The sequence below is a fragment of the Nocardia sp. NPDC047654 genome, assembly GCF_043205035.1.
Classification (GTDB): Bacteria; Actinomycetota; Actinomycetes; order Mycobacteriales; family Mycobacteriaceae; genus Nocardia.
This window is the reverse complement of the sequence record NZ_JBIDDF010000001.1, coordinates 1,214,195-1,240,039: the sequence shown is the minus strand read 5'-3', so window position 1 is coordinate 1,240,039 and position 25,845 is coordinate 1,214,195. Positions and strand designations below refer to the sequence as shown.

Sequence of the window (25,845 nt, the reverse complement as noted above, 5' to 3'; positions counted from 1 at the left end):
CCTCCGCACCCCGCGCGGGGTGCGGAGGAGCCGGGCGGAGGGCGCCTAGTTCGCGGCGAGCAACGCCCGCAGATCGGCGACCGCAGTGCGGAGGTGGTCGGCGAAGGCGTACATCTGGTCGGCGACCGGCTTCGGGGTGGCCAGATAGAGATTCCAGCGGTCCGGCAGCAGGACGTACGCGATGCCGATGCACCGGGAGCTGGTGGAGCCGAAACCGAAGTAGCGGATGTTGACCGACGGCGCCGAGCTGGTGCTCAGGTAGTCGTCGCGCATGATCGTCCAGCCCGGGCTGTCGTAGAGCGGGATCGGGTCGGTGACGCCCAGCTCCGCGCCGCGACGGCGCTGGATCCATTGCAGCTCCCACAGGTGCTGCTCGGGGGCGGCCCCGGTCTGGCACTGCTTGGCCCGTTCCACGTGCGCGGCCGCCGCCGTCCGCGCCGCGGCGAGCCGGGCCTCGGCGCCCGCGTCCGGGTCCTGCATCGCGTCCACGAAGGCGATCATCTCCGGGGTGACCACCCGCATGGCCTCGGTGCGGCCGTTGCGGTACTGCCTGGTCGCGATGGACTCGTAGGTGGCGCCGGTGAGCCCCTTGCTGCGCCGATGGGCCAGCTGGTAGCTCAGTTGCGCGAACGCGTCCGGTGAGATGCCCAACGCTTTGGCCGCGGTGGTGCCGAAGTCCGGGAACGACAGCGTCTGGGTGGCGTTCTCCGCGGCGTACCGGGCGAAGGCGGCGCCCGCGGCCGCGATATCGCCGCGCTGCGCCTCGTCCAGCACGAACTCGATCGGCTCCACCGCGGGCAGTCCCTGCGCTTGCGCGCCGGAGCGCGTGGCGTGTTCCTGCACCGGAGTCTCCAGCAGGGCGTCCACGAACGAGAGGATCGTGGTGCCGTCGAGTCCGCAGTGTTCGACGTTGATGCCCGCCTGGCCGTCATCGAAGACGATGAAGGACACCGATTTGTCGAACCACCGGTTCGCACTGTCACCGTGCAGCAGCTCGTCGCAGGCGTGCAGTTCGTCGCGCGGGGCGAAGTCCTCGAGGCAGACGGCGAACAGCGCGGTCTCGATGGTGTCCAGTGCCGCGGCGTTCGCCGGTTCGGCCAGCAGCCGCTGCCTGCTCTGCGCCCACTCCGCGCGGGCCTTGGTGGTGAGCTGCCCGACGGCGGTGTCGGTGCGGGCCGGGCGGGCGCCCGCTTTCAGCACCGCGCGCAACCCGTCGGCGAGATCCTCCGGCGAGTACGGCGCTCCGTCCGGTCCGATCACGTCCATCCGGAACGGGCTGCCGTGGAAGAACACCACGATGTGCCGGGCCTGGGAGGGGCCCGGCCATTCCTCGCTGTAGGGGACCCGCACGGTGTCCTGCTCGACGCCGGGGATCCTGGTCTCGGAGAACAGGTACTTGTTCTGCCACATGGACAGCTGCTGTCCGCGCTGGGTCACCGGAGGGACGGTCTCCTGGTCCAGCGCCAGCTTGTAGTCCACGGCGGCGGAGATGATGCCCGCCGCGCGGTCCACCTGGGTGGCTGCGGTGGAGGCGGCCAGGGCGGTGTCGTCCCGGAACAGGAAGAAGAAGTTCGCGTTGAGGGCGATCCGGTCCCGCCTGCCCAGGTACCGCGACGGCCAGAACAGGTCCAGCCAGCTGCCGACCCCGGGCGTCGCGTCGTACTCCGCGAGCGCCGCGTGCAGCGTGCGCCCCGGCCCGTCGGATCGCAGCAGGTCGTCGACCGCCGCCCGGGTGGCGGCGAGTTCGTCGGCGGTCAGCAGCGGTTCGCACCACTGCAGGAACCGCCCACAGCTGTCCTCCAGCGTCGGCAGGGGCACCCGGGGCAGGTGGTCGTCGGCGGCGAAGGTGCGTTCGGTCAATGCGAGTCCTCGGTGTCGGCGTGATGTTTCGGCAGCGGCCTGGACACGTACAGGTTGGCATACAACCATCCCTGGTCTTCCCGGCCGGTGGTGTCGATTCCGTTGGCGGACAGGGTGTTCAGCACCTGCGCCTGCTCGGCCGGTGAGGCGAACCTGCGTTGCTCGTACAACCCCGGCGCCTGCTCGGTCCGGTAGCCGAGCGCGGCGAGTTCCGCCTCGATCGGTCCGAAGTCGAACATGCGCAATACGAAGTGTGCCATCCACGGCCGCCTGCGCGGATGCGCGGTGGCCACGCGAGTCAAGGTCTTCTCGGTGACGTAGCCGATACAGCCGGTGGAGACGACCAGATCGGCGGTCGCCAGCAGGACGCGCTGTTGGTCGGTCGGTTCGCCGGACTCCAGGTCGGCGTGCACCACGTCGTGCAGGAGCCCGGCCTCCCGCGCGTAGTCGAGGGCGGGGCGGGAGGCGTCCATGCCGAGGAAACGCACGTCGTCCGCCACGGCCCGCGCCGCGACGCGGGCCAGGTCGCGCCGGATCAGACCGGCCCGATCGATGTCGGCCACGGCGTAGTGCTCGGCCAGTTCGCCGATCGTGGTGTCGAAACGCAACAGCGCCGCGTTCACGCCGTAGGAGCAGCCGATGTCGAGCACGGTCGGCACGGCGACCCGCGCGGAGGCGCGAAACTCTCGAATCTGCTGCTGGAAGAACGGTTTCGCCAGTTCCGGAATGCGGTAGTCCAGATCGGACATACGCGCGTAGTACGCGCGCGGATCGGGGCGGTCGTAGATGTCGTCGAAAGACGCTTTCCCGGTCGTGTGTAACGGCACTGGCACTGTCGGTCCTCTCGGGTCGAGCTCGGTCAGTCGAGCCGTTCGGCTCAGTCGAGCAGTCGATCGCCCCGCACGGCAGCGGCCGCGGCGGCTAGGTGGTCGGGAAGCACGCGGCCGAACAACTGCCGGGTACGTTCCACCGTGCCGACCATTCCGGGACGATCGGTGTAGGCGAAAATGGCCGAATGGCGCTGGCGCGCACCGCCCACGGGTGAGACGCGGTGCAACGAGAAGCGACCCTGGAACAGCTGCAGGTCGCCCGGGCGCAGTTCGAGCCGCTGGACGAAACGCTCGCCGTCGCCGGTCAGCACGGCGCGTACGTCGTCGAGGTTTTCCGCCTCGGGTGTGCGGATATCGGGGCAGTACTCGAAGACGCCACCGTCCTCGGCGGGCTGGGTCAGCATCGAGACGGTGAATTCGTTCGTGTCGAAATGCCAGGGATGCGACATACCCGGCGCGACGACGTTGAGGCACAGTCCGGCGAGCGGATCGGCGAACTCGTGCAATTCGGCCAATCCGAAGCAGTCGGCGACGAACCGCTGGAACAGCTCGTCGGTGTAGAGCCGGTGGATCAGCGCGTCGGCGGGGATGCGGTCGCGCGGTACGAACGCGTTACCCCGCTCCAGCACGATCCGGCCCGGATGATTCTCCGGCAGTTCGGTGTCCAGGGGAATGTTGTAGGCGTTGACCCGCTCGACCTCGTAGTGCGCGTGCGGAGCCATCAGCTCACCCTGCGTCCGCAGGGTCTCGGTGAGTTCAGGGCGGACGAACCCGCGCAACACGGTGCAGCCGGTGTCGGCCAGTTCCGCACGGGCGCGCCGGACCGCTTCCCGCAGCGTGGGCCCGTCCGGATCCGCCAGGGGATACTGTGCGATATCTACGATCTCGTCGAGTACGCCCAACGCTGCCATGGCGTCATTTTGGTGGACCCGTCGCCGACACGCCCGGGATTCGGCGAGATTGCCGGTGATCACGGTCACACCTACTATCTGCGCGCACTCCCGTTGCGGCACAGTAACTCTCGGTCCACGTCGGCCCGCGGCGGCGCGGCGGGCGATCGCGGGAACAGCTCAACGGCGTACGCGCAGAGCGTGTTCGAGATCCGCGACGGTCAGCCCGATCAGCGATTCCCGGAACACCCGCCCCGGCGTGTGCGGCACCGGGATCTCGCACGGGACCACCATCAGCGCACAGCCCGCGGCCTGTGCCGCACGGGCGCCGGTGGGCGAGTCCTCCACCGCCACACAGTGTTCCGGATCGAGTCCGAGCAGTTCGGCGGCGCGCAGGTAGACATCGGGCTCCGGCTTGCCGTGCGCCACCTCGTCGCCGCAGACCGAGACGTCGAAGAAGTCGCGCCCCAGGGTGTCGAGACCGAATTCCGTGAGCGACCGCTTGGTATTGGTGACGAGCGCACTGGACAACCCCGCCGCGCGAACCATGGCCAGTGCGTCCTTCGCACCCGGCCGCCACGGGATGGGGCCGGTCATCAATTCGGTCACCCGCCGTTCCAGGAACTCCCCCGCCGCCCGCAGTGAGTCGGGCGTGGGCGCGATGCCGAGGCCGGTGAACATGATCCGCAGAGCGTTCGGGCCCGACGCCCCGATCAGCGCGTGCCGGATCGCGTCGGTCATCTCGCGCCCGTGCTCGCGCGCCAGTTCACGCACCGCGACGTCCCAGAGTTTCTCCGAGTCCAGCAGCGTGCCGTCCATGTCCCAGAGCACTCCGGCCAGTCGCGCTGTCACGTTCGGTCCTTCTCCTAGATCTCGTCCATGTCATCGGCACGGCTCGGCGGCCGCCCCCACCCCATCGCCAAGTGGGCCCACGAACCGTACCGTCGGGCCAAGCCCCGCACCCGTGCAGCTATGGACCGGGTACTGCCCAGCGTTCGTCCATCGTGCCGCGCGGCGGAGGCAGCCGCCCGAAGCGCACCGTCGGGCGCACCTCCACACCGAGCCCGAGCAAGGGCCGCGGCAGCGCCCGATCGGCGCGGTCACGCCGAAGTCGCACACAGCGGGCGCCGACGCGCAGAGGAACCGGTCTAGGTGCCCGACGCGGCGATCTGCAGCTTGGCACTGTCCCCGACGACCTCGATCCATCGGTTCTCGGAGGTCGTCGTGCCGTTCTTCAGGGTATAGGTCAGCGCGACCACCGCCCGGTTCGCACCGTTCTGCGTGACCGAGCCCACGCTCACCGAGCGGATGGAGCCCCAGAAGTTCACGTAGGAGTCGTAACCGGTCTTCGACTGGTATCCAGGGGCGAGCTGTGTCCAGGCGCCGGACACGTTGGCGGGCAGCATGCCGTAATAGCCCTGGATGAACGAGGCGATCCGGTCGGGCGTCGGCGGCCCGGACGGGGCGGTCGTCGCGGTGGCGGTCGGGCCGGTGGTGGTCGGGGCAGGGCTCGACGTGGTGGGCTGGGGTGTGGTGCCGGGCGGCGGGGTGGTGCTCGGTGCGGGATTCGTCGTCTGCGCGGGCGGGGGGGTTCCCGGTGCGGGCGGGGGCGGCGGCGCTCCCGCGGAAGTGGGCGCCGGCCCGGGCACGGGGGCGGGCGCCGGGGAGGAGGACGCCTGAGCCGGTGGTTGGGCGGGAGCTTGCGCCGGGGCCTGTCGCGGCTCCGGTCCGGCCGCGTCGGCCGTCGACGGCGCGTTCTCGGGCGCCCCGGCGGCCGGAGGCACTGCCGACGACGTCGCCGCGTCGCCGCCCTCGCTGTCGACGGTGGTCAGCGTCGCGATGATGGCGACCAGGATCAGCACCCCGACCACTGCGGCGACTTCCACGGCGATCAGCCGGCCGCGCTGCCTGCCCCGCAGAACGCCCGGCAACGTCGCCGCCCGCCCGGGCCGCCTCGGCGCCGGCGGCGGCGTGACCGATTGCGGCGGGAACGGACTCGGCCCGGCGAAGGGCACGACAGCGGTGACCCCGTTGTCCACCGGCTGCTCCGGCGATACGGCAGCGGCTTGGCCGGGCAGGACGGTCGTCGCCGTGGCGGGGGCGGGAATCACCTTGGTCGCCGGGGCGGGCAATTGCGGATCCCGGCCCGCCGCAACGGCTTCGAGGACCGCTTTCGCCTCCCGCATGGTCGGGCGGTCGGCGACGGACGGAGCGAGCAGATACATCAGCACCGGCCCCAGCGGGCCCGCGGACTCGGGTGGCGGGATCTCCGCCCGCGCGACCGCGTGCAGCAGGGCGAGCGGGTTGTCACCCTCGCCGAAGGGCGGGGTGCCCTGCACCGCCGCGTACAGCGTCGAACCGAGGGCGAAGACGTCGGAAGCCGGTTCCGGATCCTCGCCGCGCGCCACCTCCGGCGACAGATAGGCCGGCGTCCCGGCGAGGAAGCCGGTGGCCGTGACCGTCACGTCGCCGACCGCGCGGGATATGCCGAAATCGGTGATCTTGACCGTGCCGTTGTCGGCGACCAGCAGGTTCGCCGGCTTCACGTCCCGATGCATGATCCCCGCGTCGTGCGCGGCGGCCAGGGCGCTCGCCGCTTGCGCGCCGATCTCGGCGACCTCGATCGGCGGCAGCGTGCGATTGCCCGACAGTTTGGTCGCCAGGCTCGGCGCGTCCATGTACTCCATGACCAACCAGGGCTGGCCGTCCTCCTCGGCCACGTCGAACACGGTGATGGCATTCGGATGGTGCAGCCGGGCGGCGATCCGCCCCTCCCGCATGGCACGTCGCTTCGCCTCCAGCGCCGCCGACCCGGACAGCCCGGGCCCGAGCAACACCTGTTTGACCGCGACGGCGCGCTGCAACCGGATATCGGTCGCTCGCCAGACCACACCCATGGCGCCGGTGCCGATCGGATCCGTGAGCCGGTACCGTCCCGCGATCAATCGATCCGCCGTCATGGTGGTGTGCCTCTCCTACTCACGCGCCTAGCCGTTTCGCACTCCGCGCGTGAGCCCGCCAAGAACTCCGAAGGCGTACGCGCCGAGGTGCTTCGCACCACTGAGCAGGGAAGCGAACGCATCCGCCGACTGCTCCGGATGCAGTTACAACGCCTTCGACAATGGCACATCCACCCGACAGACATCCACCTCCCGGCGCGGGCCTGGGCGATCGCCCAGGTCAACACCGCGCGCCCGCGCGCCATGACGCGCCGACGTGCACCCGATTCGCGCGAGAATCGACATCCGGCCAGGTAACAAAGGCCCTTGGCGCGAGAGCATTTCGCTATGACTCGCGGTGCGTCGCACGCCTACGCGTTGAAGTACTTCGCCTCCGGATGCAGCAGCACGAACGCGTCGGTGGACTGCTCCGGATGCAGCTGCAGCTCCTCCGACAGCACCACGCCGATACGATCGGCCTCGAGCAGGTCGACCAGCTTGGCGCGGTCCTCCAGGTCGGGGCAGGCGCCGTAGCCGAAGGAGTAACGCGCGCCGCGGTAACCGAGCTTGAAGTACTCCAGCACGTCCGCCGGGTCGGACTCGGCGACCGCGTGGCCGTCGAGCACCAGTTCCTCGCGGATGCGCCGGTGCCAGTACTCGGCGAGCGCCTCGGTGAGCTGGACGCCGATGCCGTGCACCTCCAGGTAGTCGCGGTAACTGTCGCCCGCGAACAGCTCGTTGGCGAAGTCGGCGATCGGCTGACCCATGGTGACCAGCTGGAACGGCAGGACGTCGACCTGACCGGTCGTGCGGGCGTAGTCCCGGGAACGGATGAAGTCGGCGATGCACAGGAAACGGTCGCGCTGCTGACGCGGGAAGGTGAACCGGTACCGTTCCGGCGCGTCGGGCTCCGGTTCGGTGAGCACGATGACGTCGTCGCCTTCGGACACCGCGGGGAAGTAGCCGTACACCACCGCGGCGTGCTGCAACACACCTTCGGTGCTCAACCGGTCCAGCCAGGCGCGCAGGCGCGGCCTGCCCTCGGTTTCCACCAGTTCCTCGTAGCTCGGTCCGTCGCCGCTCCGCTGCCCGCGCAGGCCCCATTGGCCCAGGAACAGCGCCCGCTCGTCCAGCAGACCCGAGTACTCGTGCAGGGCAAGACCTTTCACCAGCCGCGTGCCCCAGAACGGCGGCACCGGCACCGGCAGGTCGGCCGCGACGTCGGAGCGTTCGGGCACCACGACGGGCGCCTCGGCCGCCCGGCGCTCCGCGGCGATCCGCTTGGAGCGCTCGTGGCGCGCTTTGCGCTCGGCGGCCCGCTCGCGCTCGGCGACGGCTTCCGGGCTGTCCGGGTCCGCTTCGCCGCCGCGCTTGCGGGTCATGATGTCGTCCATCAGCCGCAGGCCCTCGAACGCGTCGCGCGCGTAGTGCACGTCGCCCTCGTACACCGCGGTGAGATCGTTCTCCACGTACGACCGGGTGAGGGCCGCGCCGCCGAGCAGCACGGGGAACTGCTCGGCCACGCCCTTGGCGTTGAGTTCCTCGAGGTTCTCCTTCATCACCACCGTCGACTTCACCAGCAGGCCGGACATGCCGATGACGTCGGCCTTCTTGTCCACCGCCGCGTCCAGGATGGTGGCGATCGGCTGCTTGATGCCGAGATTGACCACCTCGTAGCCGTTGTTCGACAGGATGATGTCCACCAGGTTCTTGCCGATGTCGTGCACGTCGCCCTTGACGGTGGCCAGCACGATGCGGCCCTTGCCGCTGTCGTCGGTGGCCTCCATATGCGGCTCCAGGTACGCGACGGCGGCCTTCATCACCTCGGCGGACTGCAACACGAACGGCAGCTGCATCTGACCGGAGCCGAACAGCTCACCGACCGTCTTCATCCCGGCGAGCAGGGTCTCGTTGATGATCTGCAGCGGCGGCACCTCGGTCATGGCCGCGTCGAGGTCGGCCTCCATCCCCGCTCGTTCACCGTCGACGATCCGCCGCTCCAGCCGCTCGAACAGCGGCAGCGCGGCCAGTTCCTCCGCCCGCGACGCCTTCGACGAGGAGGTGGAGACGCCTTCGAACAGCGCCATCAGTTTCTGTAGCGGGTCGTAGTCCTCGGCGCGGCGGTCGTACACCAGATCCAGCGCGGTTTCGCGCTGCTCGTCCGGGATCCGGCTGATCGGGATGATCTTCGAGGCGTGCACGATCGCGGAGTCCAGACCGGCCTCGACGCATTCGTGCATGAAGACCGAGTTGAGCACCTGCCGGGCCGCCGGGTTGAGACCGAAGGAGATATTGGACAGACCCAGGGTGGTCTGCACCCGGGGATGGCGGCGCTTGAGCTCGCGGATGGCCTCGATGGTCTCCAGCCCGTCGCGGCGCGACTCCTCCTGGCCGGTGCCGAGGGTGAAGGTGAGCGTGTCGATGATGATGTCGCTCTCCGACAGCCCCCAGTTGCCGGTGATGTCGGCGATCAACCGCTCGGCGATTTCCACCTTCTTCGCCGCGGTGCGGGCCTGGCCCTCCTCGTCGATGGTCAGCGCCACCACCGCGGCGCCGTGCTCGGCGACCAGTCGCATGGTCTGCTGGAAACGCGAATCGGGGCCGGCGCCGTCCTCGTAGTTCACCGAGTTGACCGCGCAACGGCCGCCGAGATGTTCCAGCCCGGCCTGCAAAACGGGGGCCTCGGTGGAATCGAGCATGATCGGCAGCGTCGAGGCGGTGGCCAGCCGGGCGGCCAGCTCCCTCATGTCGCGGGTGCCGTCCCTGCCGACGTAGTCGACGCACAGATCGAGCATGTGCGCGCCGTCGCGGGTCTGATCCTTGGCGATGTCCAGGCACTTCTGCCAGTCCTCGGCAAGCATGGCGTCGCGGAAGGCCTTGGAGCCGTTGGCGTTCGTGCGCTCGCCGATCATCAGGACCGAGGCGTCCTGTTCGAACGGCACCGCGGTGTACATGCTGGACACGCTCGGCTCGTGCACCGGCGCGCGCCGCTCGGCGATCGGCGGCAGGGCCTGCTCGACCTCGCGCACCGCGGCGGTGACCTGACGGATGTGCTCGGGCGTCGTCCCGCAGCAGCCGCCGACCAGGGCAAGCCCGAACTCGGTGACGAACCCGCGCAGCGCGACCGCGAGCTCCTCGGGCGTGAGCGGATACTCCGCCCCGTGGGCGCCGAGCACCGGCAGCCCGGCGTTCGGCATCACCGAGACCGGCACCTGCGCGTGGCGGGAAAGGTGGCGCAGATGTTCGCTCATCTCGTCCGGGCCGGTCGCGCAGTTCAGGCCGATCATGTCGATGCCGAGCGGCTCCAGCGCCGTCAGCGCCGCGCCGATCTCGCTGCCCACCAGCATCGTGCCGGTGGTCTCCACCGTGACGTGGGTGATGATCGGGATCCGGCGGCCCAGCTTCGCCATCGCGCGCCTGCTGCCGGTCACCGCCGCCTTCACCTGGAGCAGGTCCTGGCAGGTCTCGATGAGGATGGCGTCGGCGCCGCCGTCCAGCATGCCGAGGGCTGCCTCGGTGTAGGCGTCGCGCAGCGCGGCGAACGGGGCGTGACCGAGGGTGGGCAGCTTGGTGCCCGGCCCCATCGAACCGAGCACGTACCGTGGCGTACCGTCGGCGGACGGACCCATCTCGTCGGCGACCTCGCGGGCCAGCCTGGTGCCGCGCTCGGACAGGTCGCGGATCCGGTCGGCGATGTCGTAGTCGGCGAGGTTGGGCAGATTGCAGCCGAAGGTGTTGGTCTCGACCGCGTCGGCGCCCGCCTCGAAATAGGCGCGGTGGATGTCGCGCAGGACGTCGGGGCGGGTGTCGTTGAGGATCTCGTTACAGCCCTCCAACCCGCGGAAATCGTCCAGGGTCAGATCAGCCGCTTGCAGCATGGTGCCCATCGCACCGTCGCCGATGACGACACGGCGGCGCAGCGTGTCGAGTAGCGTGGTGTCGAACTCGGCGGGGATGGACGCAGACATGCGCTCCAGCGTAGTGGGCAGGGGGGACGTTCCAGGCCACCGCGTCGAGGCTCGGTGGCCTGGACCACACGCCCGGCGCGACGCCGCCGCATCCGCTCGCGGAAACACGCCACCCGGTCCGGCCGTCATACGACACGCCATATCGCCGCACGCCGTAGGCTGACCGAGTGAACGCCAGTGAAACTCCCGATCCGGAACTGCCGACGTTGCGGGATCCGGTACTGGTCGCCGCCTTCGAGGGGTGGAACGACGCCGGTGACGCGGCCAGCGGCGCCGTCGAGCATCTGGAACTGATCTGGGACGCCGAACCGTTGGCCGAACTCGACTCCGAGGACTACTACGACTATCAGGTCAACCGGCCGACCGTGCGTCAAGTGGACGGGGTGACCAGGGAAATCCAGTGGCCGTCGACGATGCTGTCGGTCTGCTCGCCGCCCGGAAGCGACCGCGACGTGGTGCTGCTGCGCGGCATCGAACCGAACATGCGCTGGCGCAGCTTCTGCGGCGACCTGCTGGAGTTCATCGAGCAGCTCGGGGTGCAGACGGTGGTCATTCTCGGCGCGTTGCTGGCGGACACTCCGCATACCAGACCGGTGCCGGTGACCGGCTCGGCCTACAGCAAGGAGGCGGCCGAGCGGTTCAACCTGGAACAGACCCGCTACGAGGGCCCCACCGGGATCACCGGCGTGCTGCAGGACCAGTGCGTGAAGGCGGGCGTCCCGGCGGTGTCGTTCTGGGCCGCCGTACCGCACTACGTCTCCCAGCCGCCCAATCCGAAGGCGACCATCGCGCTGCTGCACCGGGTGGAGGACGTGCTCGACATCGAGGTGCCCCTGGGTGAGCTGCCCAAGCAGGCGGAGGACTGGGAGACCGCGGTCAACGAGATGACCGTGGGCGACGAGGAGATCAGCGAGTACGTGCGCTCGCTGGAGGAGCGCGGGGACGCGGCGGTCGACGTGAACGAGGCGATGGCCAAGATCGACGGCGACGCCATCGCGGCGGAATTCGAGAAGTACCTGCGCAGACGAGGTCCGGGCAGCTTCGGTCTCTGATCGGCGGCGCGGCGGCGCGTTTGGGACGGACGACCGTTCACCGGAAGTTCGCCAGGGGGCCACCTTCGGGCCGGGGAACGGCCGCCTCCTACACTTTCGCCGGTGACCGTCCATCCGATCGTCGAGCGTCTGCGCACCTTCGACGAGCGGATCGCCGTCCGGTGCCCCGAACGCGCGGACACGGACGGCGCCATGCCCGAATCCGAGCGGCAGGTCACTTACGCTCGGCTTGCGGCGCTGGTCGAGGGTTACGCGGCCGAGCTGGGCCCGGCCCGCCGCCTCGTCGCGCTCGCCGCGCGCAATGACCTCGCCTCGCTGGTCGCGTATCTCGGAGCGCTCAGCGCCGGCTGCGTCGTATTGCTCACCGAGCAGATCACTGCGGAGTTGCGGGACGCCTACGATCCGGACGTCCTCATCGAAGGAGGCCGCGCCCGCGTGGTGCGGGAGCGCTCGGCGCATCGACTGCATCCGGATCTCGCGCTGCTGCTGAGCACCTCGGGGTCCACCGGGTCACCCAAGCTCGTCCGGCTCTCGGCGAGAAACCTGCGCGCCAACGCCGCGGCCATCGCCGAGTACCTGGCCATCGGCCCGGAGGACTGCGCGGCCACCACCCTGCCGATGTTCTACTGCTACGGCCTGTCGGTGGTGCACAGTCATCTGTTACGCGGGGCGAGCCTCCTACTCACCGACCGGTCGGTACTGGATACGGAATTCTGGCGCGCGTTCGGGGAGTGTCGCGCAACGTCTTTCGCGGCGGTTCCCTACACCATCGATCTACTCGACCGCATCGGTTTCGCTCGCATGACCCTGCCGCACCTGCGCTACGTCACCCAGGCGGGCGGCAGGCTGGCGCCGCGGCGAGTGCGCGAATACGCCGAACTCGGCCGGGCGAACGGCTGGGACTTCGTCGTCATGTACGGCCAGACCGAGGCCACCGCCCGAATGGCGTACCTGCCCGCGCCTCTGGCGAGCGCGCATCCCGACTGCATCGGGATCCCGATCCCCGGCGGCGAGTTCACCCTCGAGCCGATCGAGGAAGCCGACGAGGGGGACGAACCGCGCGAACTGGTCTATCACGGCGCCAATGTGATGATGGGCTACGCGAAGTCGGCCGCAGACCTCGCACTCGGCCGCACGCTCGACGCCCTGCGCACCGGCGACCTGGCCCGGCGCACACCGGAGGGCTTGTATCAGGTGGTCGGCAGGCGCAGCCGCTTCGCCAAGATCTTCGGATTGCGCATCGATCTGGAACGGCTCGAATCCGGGCTGGCGGCGGCCGGTTTCACGGCGTGTTGCGCCGACGACGACACGGTTTTGGTCGTCGCGGTGGAGACTCCTCGGTCCGATCCGACCGAAATCGCCGCGCGCCTGTCCGGCCTGCCCGCCGCCGCCATCCGGATCCGCCCGGTCGAGCGAATGCCACGGCTACCGAATGGCAAACCCGACTATCCCGCGATCCGGCGGCTGGCCGGATCCGTGCCGCAGGTGCGTGACATCCGCACCCTCTACGCCACCACCCTGGGCATCGACCCCGCGCTGATCCACGCGGACAGCACGTTCGTCGATCTCGGCGGAAATTCGCTGACCTACGTGACCACCGCGGCACGACTGGAGCGAACACTCGGCAGCCTGCCGACCGACTGGCCGAACACCTCCGTGGCGGACTTGGAGCGGATACCGGAGGGCCGCAGCAGGTTCGGACGGGCGCTCGACACCGGAACGCTGCTGCGCGCGATCGGCATCGTGCTGATCGTGAGCGCGCACGCCGGAGTGTTCGTGCGATGGGGCGCGGCGCACGTGCTGCTCGGTGTTGCCGGATTCAACTTCGCACGGTTCGCCGCGACCGCGGCGCCACCCGCCACCCGCTTGCGGCACACGCTGCGCGCCGCGGTCTCCATCGCGGCGCCCACGGCGCTCTGGGTCGCGCTGACGCTGCCCTTCAGTGACTATTACGGGTGGCAGAATGTCCTGTTGCTGAACAAGATTCTCGGCCCGCACGACAGCGCCACCGCCGGGCACCTGTGGTTTCTCGAGGTGCTCGTGTACTTCATGCTGGCCGCCGCGCTGCTGATCCGGATTCCCGTGGCTGACCGATGGCAACGCGCCGAGCCGTTCTGGTTCGCGATGGCGCTGGTCGCGATATGTCTCGTGTTCCGATACCAGGCGTTCGGTCTGTATTCGCCGGAGGACATCCCGTTCTCCCCGCTGGCGGTGTGGCTCTTCGCGCTCGGCTGGGCGGCGGCGAAGGCGACGTCGATGTGGCAGCGGATGACGGTGAGTGCCGTCGTACTGATGGCGGTGCCCGGATATTTCGGCGTTCCTGAGCGAGAGCGACTGATCATGGCGGGCTTGCTCGCACTGGTGTGGTTGTCCGCGGTCCGGGTTCCCGCCGTCGTCGCCGTCTGCGCGGCGGTGCTGGCCGACGGATCGCTGTTCGTCTATCTGCTGCACTGGCAGGTGTACCCGCTGTTCGAACAGCACCGGCTCGCGGGGCTGCTCGCTTCCCTGGCAGCGGGTGTGGTAGCGACGGGGACGGTTACCTGGCTGCGACGCTGGGGATCGGTGCGGTATCGGTCAATTCGGTCGCGGCGGTCAGCTCTCCACGGTCCACACCCGCGCCGCCGCCTCCTGGGCCAGTTTGGCGATCAGGATGTCGCGCGGAATCGTCTGACCGGCAAAGTGATCGAGTGAGGGAACCACCACATGATGCGCGTCCGCGCGCTTGAGTTCCGCCGTGAGTTCGGCGAAAGCCGTCCCGTCGCCGCCGGTCGATTCATGGAATGTTGCGGCGAAGCACAGCCCTTCCTCGCGGGCGAGGCTGCTCATCGCGGCCTCGAGCTCCTTGCTATGGCCATCGGCCAGATCGTCACGCAAGTATCCATAGATCAACGCTTCCACCCGAACCTCCGTTGGATTGGGATCGCTGTTCTCTTATGTGGATCCACCCGTTTTACGGGGTATTTGCGCTTCGTGCAAGAGCAGATGTACTTGCAGTTGCTCTTACAGGAGGGGCTGGCTAACTTCTGGCGCCATGACCAGCATGCACAATGCGGCGGCGCGAATGTAGCTGTCAACACACGGACATCTGCCTGCCCTCTTGGGGCCACCAAACGTTAACTGGTGCGATACTACAGACGTGGCCGCTACCGACGATCGACCCGTCTGGGCTGTCCGAATGCGCTCCGAGCGTGACGCGAGGGGGTGGTCGCAAGCCGACGCTGTTCGCGTAATGCGTGGAAAGTCTTCGCACAACCTGCCGACCGACAGTACTCTCCTACGCAATTGGCGCCGTTGGGAATCGGGCGAATCACGCCCCGACGACTTCTACGCGCCCATCATCGCCGCCACCTTCGACACGGTGCCGGCGGCGTTCTTCCCCAAGACCAGACCGAACCGGGACGACGAATTGCTCTCGGCGACGGGCATGGACACGCTCGAGTTCATCGGACGACTGCGCATGTCCGATGTGTCCTCGGTGACGCTGGAGGCCATCCGCATCACCGCCGAACGCCTGTGCTGCGAATACTCCTACGCCGACCCGCACGACCTGCACGCCGAGGGCACGGCGTGGCTGCGCAGGATCACCTCGTTGCTGGACGGTCGCCTGACCCTGGCCCAGCACCGCGAAATCCTCGTTCTCGCCGGATGGGTCGCGCTGCTGGTCGGCTGCGTGGACTACGACCTCGGCCGGCGCACCGCCGCCGAGGCGACCCGCCGCGCCGCTCAATCGCTGGCGCAGGAGGCGGAGAACGTCGAGATCGCCGCGTGGACGGCGGAAATGACCGCGTGGTTCGCGCTGACCCAGGGTAACTACCGCGGCGTCATCGAGGCCGTTCAGCCGACGCTGGAAGTAAGCCAGCACCTGCGCGTCGGCGTCCAGCTCGCCGCCCAGCGCGCCAAAGCCTGGGCCAGGCTCGGCAATACGCGCGAGGTGGAGACCGCGCTGGACGAGGGCCGAGCTATCTTGGAGCGACTGGAACATCCGGCGAATCTGGACAACCACTTCGTGATCGATGCGAACAAGTTCGATTTCTACGCGATGGACTGCTGCCGCGTCGCAGGCGAGGATCGGCTCGCCGAAAGCTACGCGCGCGAAGTGATTCGCAACGCCACCCGTCCCGACGGCACGGTGCGCAACCCGATGCGGGTCTCCGAGGCACACCTGACGCTGGCCGTGGTCGCGGTGCGCGACCGCGACCTGGAGCTGGCGGTGGCCGAGGGCATGCGCGCGTTCACAGGCAGCAGGCGCTCCCTGCCCTCGCTGATGTGGATCGCGGGCGAAGTCGCGCGCGAGATCATCGAGCGTTTCCCCGGCGACCCGCGCACGCGCGCGTATCTGGACCAGATGCGTTCGATGTCCGTCGAATGAGCCGGCCCGCTCCGCGACCGCGGCGAACGGTGCCGAACCGGACGCGGCCACGCCGGACACCGGAACGTCGTGCGGGCGGCGATCGGCCCGCTACTACCCTGTTCCCGGTGACCGACTCCGCTGACAGCTGTGCCGATACCCGCTGGGACGACCGGCTGCGGCTGTTCTCCTTCGCCACCGCCGAGCGGCGCGCCGACTACCTGCGGGTGCTGCGCGCGTTCGACAGTGCGCGCGCGGCGTACGTGGTGCTGCTGCATGCCGACGACGTCGCGGAGTGGATCGGACGCAACGGAAATTCGCTGCGCACGCCCGATCTGGTGGCTACGAACCAACCGGTCGCGACGGCCGGTGCCGAGGAGCACGCCGGGGAATCGCGCAGGTCCGCAGGCCCGCGCGAAGGTCGCCGGCCGGAACCGGAGAGCGACGCGCCGGACCGATCCCCGGAGACCAGCGGCCCGGCGCGCCAACGCCTGACGGCCACCGAGATCGGTCCGCTGCTCGACCAGCTGCACCAGTGGGGCGTGCTGGAGCGCAGTTACGACGGAACCCGCGCCGCGACACTGGCCGAATACCGCAACCGGCACTACGTATACCAGTTCTCCCAGGCGGGATTCCAGGCATACCGGGCGGTCGCCGGTGTGCTCAGCGCGCGCCTCGACGAGGCCTCGCTGTCGCGCTTGGTCCTGCCGGAATTGCTGGCCGATCTGCACACCTTGGCCGAGGCCAACCGGGCGGGCGACGCCGAACGCGTGTACCGCACGCTGCGCCGCCTCGACACCGCGCTGTCCGACCTGGCCGCCCGCGCGGCGCACTTCTATCTGGGGCTCGGCGACCTGGTGCGCACCACCGAGATCACCCCCGAATCGTTTCTCGCGCACAAGGACGCGCTGCTGGCGCACATGCGTGAGTTCAGCCTCGACCTGGCCCGGTTCACCCCGCGGCTGGCGGCCGCGATCGCCGAGATCGAGGAGACCGGCGTCGAGGACCTGATCGGCCGCGCGGCCCGTTGCGACGAACGAGTGCTGCTGGGCATCGAGGAACGCCGGTCGGATTGGCAGGCCAGGTGGGACGGACTGCGGACCTGGTTCGTCGCGTCCGGCGGCGCAGAGCCTGCGGGCACCACGGAGGCCGAGCGGCTGCGCGAGGCCACCATGAGCGCCATCGCCGCGGTGCTGTCGTTGCTGCGCCGGGTCACCGAGACGCGGCGCGGCGGGGTCAGCCGGGAGTCGGCGCTACGGCATCTGGCGGGCTGGTTCACCGCGGCGCCGAGCGCGGACAGCGCCCACGCGCTGTTCGACGCGGTGTTCGGGCTGGGCAAGCCGCGGCACCTGGCGATGGAACACCCGGACGCCGACGTGATTCCGGCGATCCGGTCCTGGTGGGACGCACCGCCGTTGGAGATCTCACGCACGCTCGCCGAGACCGGGCGCCCGCCCTCGGCGGGTGCGCCCGCCCGCATCCACCGCAACGACGCCGGTATCCGGCGCCTGCGCGAGGCGCAATTGGACGCGCAGCGGGCCCGCGCCGAGGCCGCCCGGTCACTGGCTTCCGGCGACGTGCACGAACGGGTGCTGGACGAACGGGAAACCGAAGTGCTGCTGCGGCTACTGGACGCCGCGTCGACCGCGTGGGTTCCGGTGCGCGGCCGGGTGGCGGGCACCACCGGTTCCGACAGCGGCGTCACCCTGACGGTGTCCGAGCACGACGGCCCGACCGTCGTGCGCACCACCCGCGGGCTGCTGCGGTTGAACAACCGGGCGCTGAGGATCGAGCAGACGACCGGAGCACGGTCGCGCCCGCGCGGGGAGCGCCGCTGATGCACGGACGCACCATCGATGCACTCGCGCTGGACAATTATCAACGCGCGGCCCGGGTCATCCTGGCCAACCACCTGGTCACCCGCACCTATCCGGACCGGATCGCGCTGCCGCTGATCCGGCGCTGGGCCACCGAGCTGCGCGAGGACCTCGCCGAATTGTTCGGCTATCGGCTCGAAGTCACCGAGACGACGGCACGCGTCTTCCCGATACTGGACCGCCTCGACGCGGGCAGGCCCGCGCGCACGCCCGCCGAGCGCGTCTTCGACCGCCGCCGATACGCCTACCTGGCGCTCGCGCTCGCCGCACTGGGGCGGGCCGGGGACCAGATCACGTTGTCGGAGCTGGCCGATCAGGTCGCGGCCTACGCGAGCCGGGTGGACGGCCTGGAGCTGGCCACCGACAGGGCCGCCGACCGCGACGCGTTCGTCGACGCGGCGGGCTGGCTGACCGCGCGCGGCGCGCTCGCCTTGGCCGACGGTGACGCGGGCGGGTGGGCCAGCGATCCGGATGCCGGTGAGGCGCTCTACGACATCGACCGGCCGGTGGTCTTCGCGTTGTTCCGGCCGCCGCGGGCATTGCAGCATCTGCACAGCGTGCGTGGGCTGCTCGGCGAGGAGGCTACGGGCACCACCGTTTCCGCCCCCGGGACGGCCGGCGCCGAGATCGCGCGCCGGGTACGCAGGGCGCTGGTCGAACAGCCGGTGGTGTACGCCGAGGACCTCGCGCCCGAAGAGCGCCCCGCCCTCGCCCAGGAGCGGCTGGTCGCGGAGGTCGAGCTGTTCACCGGGCTGCGTGCCGAACGCCGCGCCGAGGGGGTCGCGCTGATCGACACCTCGGGGCGACTGTCGGATGTCCGTTTCCCGGGGACCGGTACGCTCGCGCAGGTCGCTTTGCTGCTGGCCGGTGAGATCGCCGACCGGGTATTGGATATCGACCACCCGTTGCCGCGACGCCACGCCGTCGCGGAGCCGGATGCGGCCCTGGCCGACCAGCTCGATGAAGCCATCCCCGAATCCACGGTGTTCGCACCGCTGGCCGAGACCCGTGCACCGGCGGCGCCCGCCGACGATCTCGATCCCCCGGATGACTTCCAGGGAGAGGACCGGCCCACGCCCGGCTATCCGCTGATCGAGCGGACCTGGTTGCGCGAGACGGTGCAGGCACTGGCCGACCGGTACGGCACGACCTTCGCAGCGCAGTGGCAGGCCGACGTCGGGCGCCTCACCACCGAGGTGGTGGCCCTGCTGGAACGACTACGGCTGGTCCGGATGATCGAGGAGGGACTGCTCGTGCTGCCTGCCCTGGCCCGCTACCGTGGCGCGGTCGTGACGGTCCGCACCAAGCGGGCCGCGGAACTGTTCGTCACCGCGGCCGACACCTACGGGCCCGACGGTACCGGCACGGAAGGGAACTGAGGGATGTCGCTCATTCACGGCGGAGTGCGGTTCACCCCGACCCGCGCCGGGATCGTCAACCTGTGGGACTACCGCGACCAGGAGTTCTGTTTCGCCGACGGCAGATTGGTGCTGCGCGGGCCGAACGGGTCGGGCAAGACCAAAGCGCTGGAGGTGCTGTTCCCGTTCGTGCTGGACGGCCGGATCGAGCCGCGCAGGCTCAATCCGTTCGCCGGCGAGGAACGCACGATGAAGTCGAATCTGCTCTACCGCAAGCAGGACTCGGCCTATTCCTATGTCTGGATGGAATTCGCGCGCGGTCGCTGGGAGGACCCCGAGGCGGTCACCGTCGGCATCGGCATGCGCGCCACCCGTTCCTCGGACAAGGTGACCCGCTGGTATTTCGTCGCCGACGGCCGGGTCGGCGTCGATTTCTCCCTGATCGGCCCGGACGACCGGCCGTTCACCCGTAAACAACTCGCCGAGCAGATCGGCACCGACTCGATCGTCGACCGGCCGGTGGACTATCGCAACGCCATCGACGCGCGCATGTTCGGTCTCGGCACGCAGCGCTACGACCAGCTGATCAATCTGATCCTCACACTCCGCCGCCCGCAACTGGCCAAGAACCTGGACCCGCGGGGGCTGTCGCAGGCGCTCACCGACGGCCTGCGCCCGCTCGACGAGCAACTGATCCTGGACGCCGCCCGGTCGTTCAGCGATATGGAGGAGGTCGGGCGCACCCTGGAGGGGTTGGTGCACGCCGACACCGCGACGCGGGCCTTCGTCGAGGTGTACCGCAAATATCTTGCCGTCCAAGCGAAGACCGACGTCGACCAGGTACGCGTGCGGCTGGACGCGGTGACCCACGCCAGTACGGCGCTGTTCGCCGCCACGGCCCTGCGTGAGCGCAGGGACACCGAGCGCGCCGCCGCCGAGGCCCGCGCCGAGGATGCCGACCGCGCCTACGAGCAGGCCCTCGCCGATCGGGAGAACCTCCAGCGCTCCAGCGCCTACGAGGGCAAACAGCAGCTCGACGACCTGGCCGACGCGGTGCGGCGCCTGGAGACCTCGGCGGGTGTGCACGCCGACAAGGCGCTCAAGGCCAGCCAGACCCTGGACCAGCGGACCGTGGAGGCCGAGCGCGCGCGAACCGCGGTGCGCACCGCCGCGGCCGCGCTCGCCCGCGGCGAGGACGACTTGCGCGCCGCCGCCCAGGAGGCGGGGATCGCGTGGGCGTCGCTGCCGGAATCGATCCGGGCCGAGCAGCTCACCGCGGCGGTGCGCGGGCACGCCGAGGAACGCGACGCCGACGTGCGTGCGGTCCGCAAGGCGGTGGGGGCGATGGAGACCGCCGCCGCCGAACGCGCCAGGGCCGAGCGGCTGTCCGAGCGCGCGAACGAGCTGCGTGACGCGGCCGCGGCGGAGGTCGCGCACGCCGAAGCGAAGGTCGCGTTGACCCGCTCCGAGGCCGCGGCCGCGTTGCGCGCCTGGTGGGACGAGCACAACGAGGTCTACACCCCGGTGCGCGCCGGCCTTTTCGAGGCGCTGAACTCGGCTCTGGCCGAGGCCGGTTCGGATGCGCCGACCATCGGCGAGGTGCTGACCGAGCGCACCGAGCCGCTGCTCGAGGAGATTCGCGGCCGCCGCCAGGACGCACGCGCCCGCGTGGCCGCGGCGGCGGCGCGCGGCAGTGAGCTGAGCGCCGAACACGAACGGGTGACGGCCCGGCGAGACGACGCGCCACCGGCATTCGCGGGCCGCCGCGGCCGGACCGGCGACCGGCCCGGCGCCCCGCTGTGGCGGCTGGTGCGCTTCGCGGAGGGCATGACGCCCGAGTCCGCGGCGGGCATCGAGGCCGCACTGCACGCCGCGAATCTGCTGGACGCCTGGGTCTGCCCGGAGGGCGAGCTGCCGCCGGACTACGACTCCGATCAGTTCCTGGTACCGCTGCCCGAGCCGGAGCGCCCGAACGGTCGCACACTCGCCGACGTGCTGGTCATAGAGGACGATTCCGACACCCTGGCGGTGCCGCGGCAGGTCGTCGCCGACGTGCTCGCCTCCATCGCCCTGCACGAGGGCGCGGTCGAGCCGAGCGGGCCGGTGACGATCGGAGCGGACGGCGCGTTCCGACAAGGCGTGCAGATCGGCAGGCACCGCAAGACCGACGCCGAATTCATCGGCGCCACCGCGCGGGCCAGGCGCCGCGAGCTCCGCTCGGCCGAGTTGGCCGCGGCTGTCACGGCCGCGGACGAGGACCGGCTCGCCGCCGAACAGCAGGAGGCCGCCGCCACCGCCGAACTCGCGCGAATCTCCGCCGCCGCCAAGACGCTTCCGCGCCCGACCACGGTAACCACGGCCTTGCGCGCGGTGTCCGAGGCCGCAGGCGTGCTGCGATCGCGGGCGGAGGCCGCCGCCCACGCCGAGCGCGATCTCGACCGAGCGGTCGCGGAATTGTCCGCCGCGGACAAGAAGCTGCGCGCCGCCGCCACCACCCACCGCACGCCGCGCACGGCCCAGGAGATCGACGCCCTCGCCGCCGCCATCCGGCACTTCGAGAACACCGGCACGGCACTGCTGCGGCTGCGCGGCGACCACGAACGGGAACGGGAGCGCGAACGCGAGGCCGCCGACCGCTTGACCGAGGCCGCCGACCTGGCAGAGGCGTTCACCGAAGAGGCCGAGGCCGCGCGCACCGGCTACCAGGAACAACTGCGCAAGCTGGAGACCCTGCGCGATGCCCTCGGCGCGGGCGCGGCCGATATCGACCGCGAACTGGAACAGGCCCGGCAGCGGATCGAGGCGACCAAGTCCGAGCAGAAAGCCGCCCGTAAGGCCGCCAACCAGGCCATCGAGGCGGTCGGCGACGCCGAGGCCGCCTACCGGACCGCGCACGAGTCCCTCGCCACCGCGCTCACCGAGGTGCTGGCGGAGGTTCGGGCTCTCGCGCCCTACGCTCAGCCGGATCTGCTGAGGTTGCTCGGCGCGGCGCCCGAGGGCCGCTGGCCCAGCAGCGACGCGGCGTGGTCGACGCCCGAACAACTGCTGTACCGGATCTCGACGGCAGGACCGGAGGCGGCACCGCGCATCCTGCCCGACGAAGTCCACGCGCTGTTCGACAGTCTCACCGCGGCGACGGCCTCGGTGCGCGTGGGCGAGGCGACGCGCAAGTCCACGCGCACGGCGGTGACCGCGGCGTTGCAGGAATTCGACGCCGCGCTGGCCGGTTCGGGCCGCGATTACCGGCTGCAATGGGACGCCGCCGACGGCCTCACCGTCGTCCAGGTGCACGACGAGCACGGGGTCTCCGCGCTGGCCGACTTCGCCACCCGTATCGACGCCGCGCGCCGTGACCAGGAACTTCTGCTGACCGACGCCGAGCGCCGCATCCTGGAGGATGCTCTGCTGACCGGCCTGGCCCAGCAGATTCACGAACGCACGAGCGACGCACGCGATCTCATCGCCCGAATGGGCGCGGAGATGAAGCAGCGGCGGATGTCCTCGGGCAACACCATAGGCGTGCACTGGGTGCTCGCCGACAGCCTGTCCGACGCGGCGCGGGCGATGTGCAAGCTGCTGGACCGGGATGCCTCGGCGCTGACGGCGGAGGACCTGGCGGCGATCCGGGCGCACTTCGCCGCCGAGATCCGGGCCGCACGGGCCGCGCACCCGGAACGCTCCTATCCCGAGATCTTGGCCGCGACGCTGGATTACCGCACCTGGCGGGTGTTCTCGTTCACGTTGATCTCCGCCGACGGCAGCGAGGACAAGCTCACCGTGGCCAGGCACAGCGCGCTCTCGGGCGGGGAGCAGTCGGTGTCGCTGCACCTGCCGCTGTTCGCCGCGGCGCACGTCATGCTCGATTCGGCCGACCCGCAGGCCCCGCGCCTACTGGCGCTGGACGAGGCGTTCGCGGGCGTCGACGACAACGGCCGCAGTGAATTGCTCGGGTTGAGCGTGCAATTCGACCTCGACCTCTTCATGACCGGCTACGACCTGTGGATCACCTATCCGCACGTCCCGGCGTGCGCGCACTACGACTTGGCGCACGCGGCGGCCGAGAACACCGTCAGCGCGACCTTGCTGGTATGGGACAGCGGCGACCTGCTCGCCGAACACGACGGAACCGACCTCACCGCCGCGCTCGGCTCGCCCGATCGCCGCCGGGTGCCCACCACGATCGAAGGCGGCCTGGAACTCACGCCGGTGACTTAGCCGTCCGGGATCACCGAGCGGCGGCGATCAGGCCGTAGTTTCGCGGCGCGCGGCGTCGAGCAAGGTGTCCAGCAGGCCGGGAAAGCGGGCGTCCAGGTCATCGCGACGCAGGGACAGCAGCAGTTCCCGGCCGGAGGGCCGCTGCCAGATCACTCCGGCATCGCGCAGCACCCGCCAGTGGTGGGTCAGGTTCGACTTGGCGACGTCCGGCAGTACCGAGCCGCAGGTGTGCTCGCCGCCGTCGGCCAGTATCCCCACCACCCGCAGCCGCAGCGGGTTGCCCAGGGCGGTGAGCACATTCGTCAGCTGGATCTGCGCTCGCTCGGGATGTGCCGCGATCACGCGAACCAGGTTAGCGCGACAGTTGACATACAGTCGAACTGTACGTAAGTATTCGTACAATTAGATGATCTCTGGGAGGTTCTCATGGGCGCCGGTATCGATCGCTTCGACGGCAAGATCGCCTTGATCACCGGTGGATCGAGCGGCATGGGCCTGGCCACCGCACGACGCCTGCTCACCGAAGGCGCGCACGTGGTCATCACCGGCCGCGACAAGGGCCGCCTCGACGGCGCGGCCGCGGAGCTCGGTGGCGCCGACCGCGTTCTCGCGGTGGCCGGCGACGCGGCCGACCTCGGCGATCTCGACACGCTCGTCTCGGCCGTGGCGCAACGGTACGGACGGCTGGACGTCGTCTTCGCGAACGCGGGCATCGCGGCGTTCCAGCCGACCGAGACCATCACCGAAGCCGAGTTCGACCGCGTGGTGGACACCAACTTCAAAGGGGTGTTCTTCACCATCCAGAAGACCCTCCCCCTGGTGGCGGAGCACGGGGCGATCGTCGTCAACGCCTCCTGGGCGCTACATCGCGGGGTACCGGGCGCGTCCCTCTACTCGGCGACCAAGGCTGCCGTACACAATTTGGCGCGCAGCCTCGCCGCCGAACTGGCGCCCCGAGGCATCCGGGTGAACTCCGTCAGTCCCGGCTACATCGCGACGCCGTCGTTTCGCGCGAACGTCTCCGCCGAGGCGCAGGCCGCGATCAGCGCCACGGTGGCGGCGGGGCGCGTCGGCACCGCCGAGAACGTGGCCGACGCCGTCGCCTTCCTGGCGTCGGGCGAGGCGTCGTATATCAACGGGCAGGACCTGCTCGTCGACGGAGGCCTGATCACCGCCGCTCCCGACCCGATGGTCTAGCGCGCTCGGCCGGCCGGGCGGTGTCGGCGCGCCCTCGCGTCCGGCGTCATCGGCGGGCAGCCCAGGCCGGCACGGTGCCGACGTGACCCTCGCCGGTTACCGCACGCTGGCGTCGGGCAGCATGGGCGGGCACGGCGCGCCGGGCACCGTCTGCAACTCGAAGTGCCAATACTCGTTCTCGAACGTTCGGCACAGCCCCCATCGGTAGCCGTTCGCCTCGAGCCAGCGCGCGCCCTGCTGCGGACCGACATCGATCGCCTGTCCGGAGACGTGGGTGGACTCCTCCGGCGGCAGCACCCACCGGCGCGCGGCGTCCGGACCATAGGTCGCCACACCGTCCTCCCACAGTGCCTGCTGCTCGGCGGGCGTCCGGTATCCGGACGTGATGGACAGGGGCACACCCTGCGCGTGCGCCTCGCGTTCGGCGAGGGTGTACGCGAGCGCCAGCGGGGGATCGAGCCCGTCGGTCCCGGCCGCCGACCCGACCGACCCCCGCTGCTCGATGACCGCGGCGGCGTCGGCCTGCGCCTGCCCCGCCTGCGCACCGGTCACGACCAGCGCGGGTAGCGCCACCGATAGACCGACCAACATCCGACTCCGACCAGCGATCCCAAGCACCATGCGCCGATGCTATCGCCTGCGGTCGCCTATGCCGGGTATGCCCTGATCGCCAGGACGGCTTCGTGCGGCACGGGCGAGGACCGCATCGAGCGCCGCGACTCGAAGGTGGGTCAGCGGTATTTCCCGCGGCGGGCAAGGACGTCTCTTCGCGGCGGTCAGCGTGCGTCTGCGAGTACGCGGCCCAACGTGACGCGCCCCCGCGAGTCCGCTCCACAGGACGCGGCCACCATGTGGACAACTCTCAGCGAATTCCACAGATAACTCCACACCTTGGGATAATAGGGATCTGGTATGTCCGTTATGCGCCCAATTCCCCTCGGTGAGCAAACATTTCGCCCGGCTTGGAAGACGCACTGTCCACAATCTATTCCAGTGCTGTGGATCACATCCGCTCCAGCAGGGCTACCACACCCGAAATGCCGGAATCCGTGGGAGTTTCGAGTGATTTGCGCCGTCTCGTGGTCGGCGGGTCGTCGAGTTCCTGCCGTTGAAAGGAACTTTCGCGAAGCGATGTGTCCCTTTCGGCCCGTATGTCGCGCCTCCCCCCGGCGCTGAACTCGGCCACACGACAACGCACTCCGCGCGGTCGCCGACAGCCCCGCGCGCGGCGAACACCACTGCGTTGCAAACACAGTGCGGGCGGCTGTCGACTCCTGTCGTCAGCCGCCCGCGAATCGGTGGGTTATATCC

16 protein-coding genes are annotated in these 25,845 nt (G+C 70.0%); 7 read left to right on the top strand and 9 right to left on the bottom strand.

Annotated features, from left to right (window positions below):
- Positions 1-45: 45 nt before the first annotated feature.
- From ACGF7Y_RS05840 to metH, 6 genes are all read right to left on the bottom strand, one after another.
- On the bottom strand, positions 46-1,860 hold the full coding sequence (locus ACGF7Y_RS05840; RefSeq protein ID WP_393229674.1) for a choline/carnitine O-acyltransferase: 1,815 nt from the start codon (positions 1,858-1,860) through the stop codon (positions 46-48).
- Positions 1,857-2,693: a class I SAM-dependent methyltransferase gene (locus tag ACGF7Y_RS05835; protein ID WP_393229672.1), complete on the bottom strand. Its 837-nt coding sequence runs from the start codon at positions 2,691-2,693 to the stop codon at positions 1,857-1,859. The genes ACGF7Y_RS05840 and ACGF7Y_RS05835 overlap by 4 nt, the downstream gene beginning before the upstream one ends.
- A 44-nt stretch (positions 2,694-2,737) precedes the next feature.
- Entirely contained in the window at positions 2,738-3,601 is an 864-nt protein-coding gene (locus tag ACGF7Y_RS05830; protein ID WP_393229669.1) for an arpA protein, read from the bottom strand.
- Positions 3,602-3,760: 159 nt separating this feature from the next.
- Positions 3,761-4,432 (bottom strand): HAD family hydrolase, encoded by a 672-nt coding sequence (locus tag ACGF7Y_RS05825; protein ID WP_393229666.1) that lies wholly within the window; start codon positions 4,430-4,432, stop codon positions 3,761-3,763.
- 296 nt (positions 4,433-4,728) lie between these two features.
- Positions 4,729-6,540, bottom strand: coding sequence for a serine/threonine-protein kinase (locus tag ACGF7Y_RS05820; protein WP_393229663.1), 1,812 nt, complete (start codon positions 6,538-6,540; stop codon positions 4,729-4,731).
- Positions 6,541-6,890: 350 nt separating this feature from the next.
- Positions 6,891-10,487, bottom strand: coding sequence for a methionine synthase (gene metH / locus ACGF7Y_RS05815; RefSeq protein ID WP_393229660.1), 3,597 nt, complete (start codon positions 10,485-10,487; stop codon positions 6,891-6,893).
- A 167-nt stretch (positions 10,488-10,654) separates the two neighbouring features.
- On the opposite strand from metH, the gene ACGF7Y_RS05810 reads away from it, so the two are divergent.
- Both ACGF7Y_RS05810 and ACGF7Y_RS05805 read left to right on the top strand, forming a co-directional pair.
- A complete protein-coding gene (locus ACGF7Y_RS05810; RefSeq protein WP_039798445.1) occupies positions 10,655-11,539 on the top strand; it encodes a PAC2 family protein in 885 nt (294 codons plus the stop codon).
- A 102-nt stretch (positions 11,540-11,641) separates the two neighbouring features.
- A complete protein-coding gene (locus ACGF7Y_RS05805) occupies positions 11,642-14,230 on the top strand; it encodes an AMP-binding protein (RefSeq protein WP_393229657.1) in 2,589 nt (862 codons plus the stop codon).
- Here the strand turns inward: ACGF7Y_RS05805 and ACGF7Y_RS05800 are convergent.
- Entirely contained in the window at positions 14,132-14,437 is a 306-nt protein-coding gene (locus ACGF7Y_RS05800; RefSeq protein ID WP_083887588.1) for a hypothetical protein, read from the bottom strand. The genes ACGF7Y_RS05805 and ACGF7Y_RS05800 overlap by 99 nt on opposite strands.
- 331 nt (positions 14,438-14,768) lie before the next feature.
- Between ACGF7Y_RS05800 and ACGF7Y_RS05795 the strand changes: the two genes are divergently transcribed.
- From ACGF7Y_RS05795 to ACGF7Y_RS05780, 4 genes are all read left to right on the top strand, one after another.
- Positions 14,769-15,908 carry an XRE family transcriptional regulator gene (locus ACGF7Y_RS05795; protein ID WP_393229654.1) on the top strand — a complete coding sequence of 380 codons (1,140 nt, stop codon included), beginning with the start codon at positions 14,769-14,771 and terminating at the stop codon, positions 15,906-15,908.
- A gap of 107 nt (positions 15,909-16,015) precedes the next feature.
- A complete protein-coding gene (locus ACGF7Y_RS05790) occupies positions 16,016-17,725 on the top strand; it encodes a TIGR02677 family protein (protein ID WP_393229652.1) in 1,710 nt (569 codons plus the stop codon).
- On the top strand, positions 17,725-19,143 hold the full coding sequence (locus ACGF7Y_RS05785) for a TIGR02678 family protein (protein WP_393229649.1): 1,419 nt from the start codon (positions 17,725-17,727) through the stop codon (positions 19,141-19,143). The genes ACGF7Y_RS05790 and ACGF7Y_RS05785 overlap by 1 nt, the downstream gene beginning before the upstream one ends.
- A 3-nt stretch (positions 19,144-19,146) precedes the next feature.
- Entirely contained in the window at positions 19,147-23,337 is a 4,191-nt protein-coding gene (locus ACGF7Y_RS05780) for a TIGR02680 family protein (protein ID WP_393229646.1), read from the top strand.
- Positions 23,338-23,364: 27 nt separating this feature from the next.
- On the opposite strand, the gene ACGF7Y_RS05775 is transcribed toward ACGF7Y_RS05780, so the two are convergent.
- Complete coding sequence (locus tag ACGF7Y_RS05775; protein ID WP_393229644.1) at positions 23,365-23,679, bottom strand: ArsR/SmtB family transcription factor; 315 nt, start codon at positions 23,677-23,679, stop codon at positions 23,365-23,367.
- Positions 23,680-23,763: 84 nt separating this feature from the next.
- Between ACGF7Y_RS05775 and ACGF7Y_RS05770 the strand changes: the two genes are divergently transcribed.
- Positions 23,764-24,534, top strand: coding sequence for a glucose 1-dehydrogenase (locus ACGF7Y_RS05770; RefSeq protein ID WP_393229642.1), 771 nt, complete (start codon positions 23,764-23,766; stop codon positions 24,532-24,534).
- A 96-nt stretch (positions 24,535-24,630) separates the two neighbouring features.
- Here the strand turns inward: ACGF7Y_RS05770 and ACGF7Y_RS05765 are convergent, their stop codons facing one another.
- A complete protein-coding gene (locus ACGF7Y_RS05765; protein ID WP_393229640.1) occupies positions 24,631-25,125 on the bottom strand; it encodes a M15 family metallopeptidase in 495 nt (164 codons plus the stop codon).
- Positions 25,126-25,845: the final 720 nt, after the last annotated feature.

Excerpts from the sequence above, each read along its gene's own strand:
- ACGF7Y_RS05830 (WP_393229669.1), bottom strand. The coding sequence starts at position 3,601 with ATGGCAGCGTTGGGCGTACTCGACGAGATCGTAGATATCGCACAGTAT.
- ACGF7Y_RS05820 (WP_393229663.1), bottom strand. The coding sequence starts at position 6,540 with ATGACGGCGGATCGATTGATCGCGGGACGGTACCGGCTCACGGATCCG.
- metH (WP_393229660.1), bottom strand. The coding sequence starts at position 10,487 with ATGTCTGCGTCCATCCCCGCCGAGTTCGACACCACGCTACTCGACACG.
- ACGF7Y_RS05795 (WP_393229654.1), top strand. The coding sequence starts at position 14,769 with ATGCGTGGAAAGTCTTCGCACAACCTGCCGACCGACAGTACTCTCCTA.
- ACGF7Y_RS05785 (WP_393229649.1), top strand. The coding sequence starts at position 17,725 with ATGCACGGACGCACCATCGATGCACTCGCGCTGGACAATTATCAACGC.
- ACGF7Y_RS05780 (WP_393229646.1), top strand. The coding sequence starts at position 19,147 with ATGTCGCTCATTCACGGCGGAGTGCGGTTCACCCCGACCCGCGCCGGG.
- ACGF7Y_RS05770 (WP_393229642.1), top strand. The coding sequence starts at position 23,764 with ATGGGCGCCGGTATCGATCGCTTCGACGGCAAGATCGCCTTGATCACC.
- ACGF7Y_RS05765 (WP_393229640.1), bottom strand. The coding sequence starts at position 25,125 with ATGTTGGTCGGTCTATCGGTGGCGCTACCCGCGCTGGTCGTGACCGGT.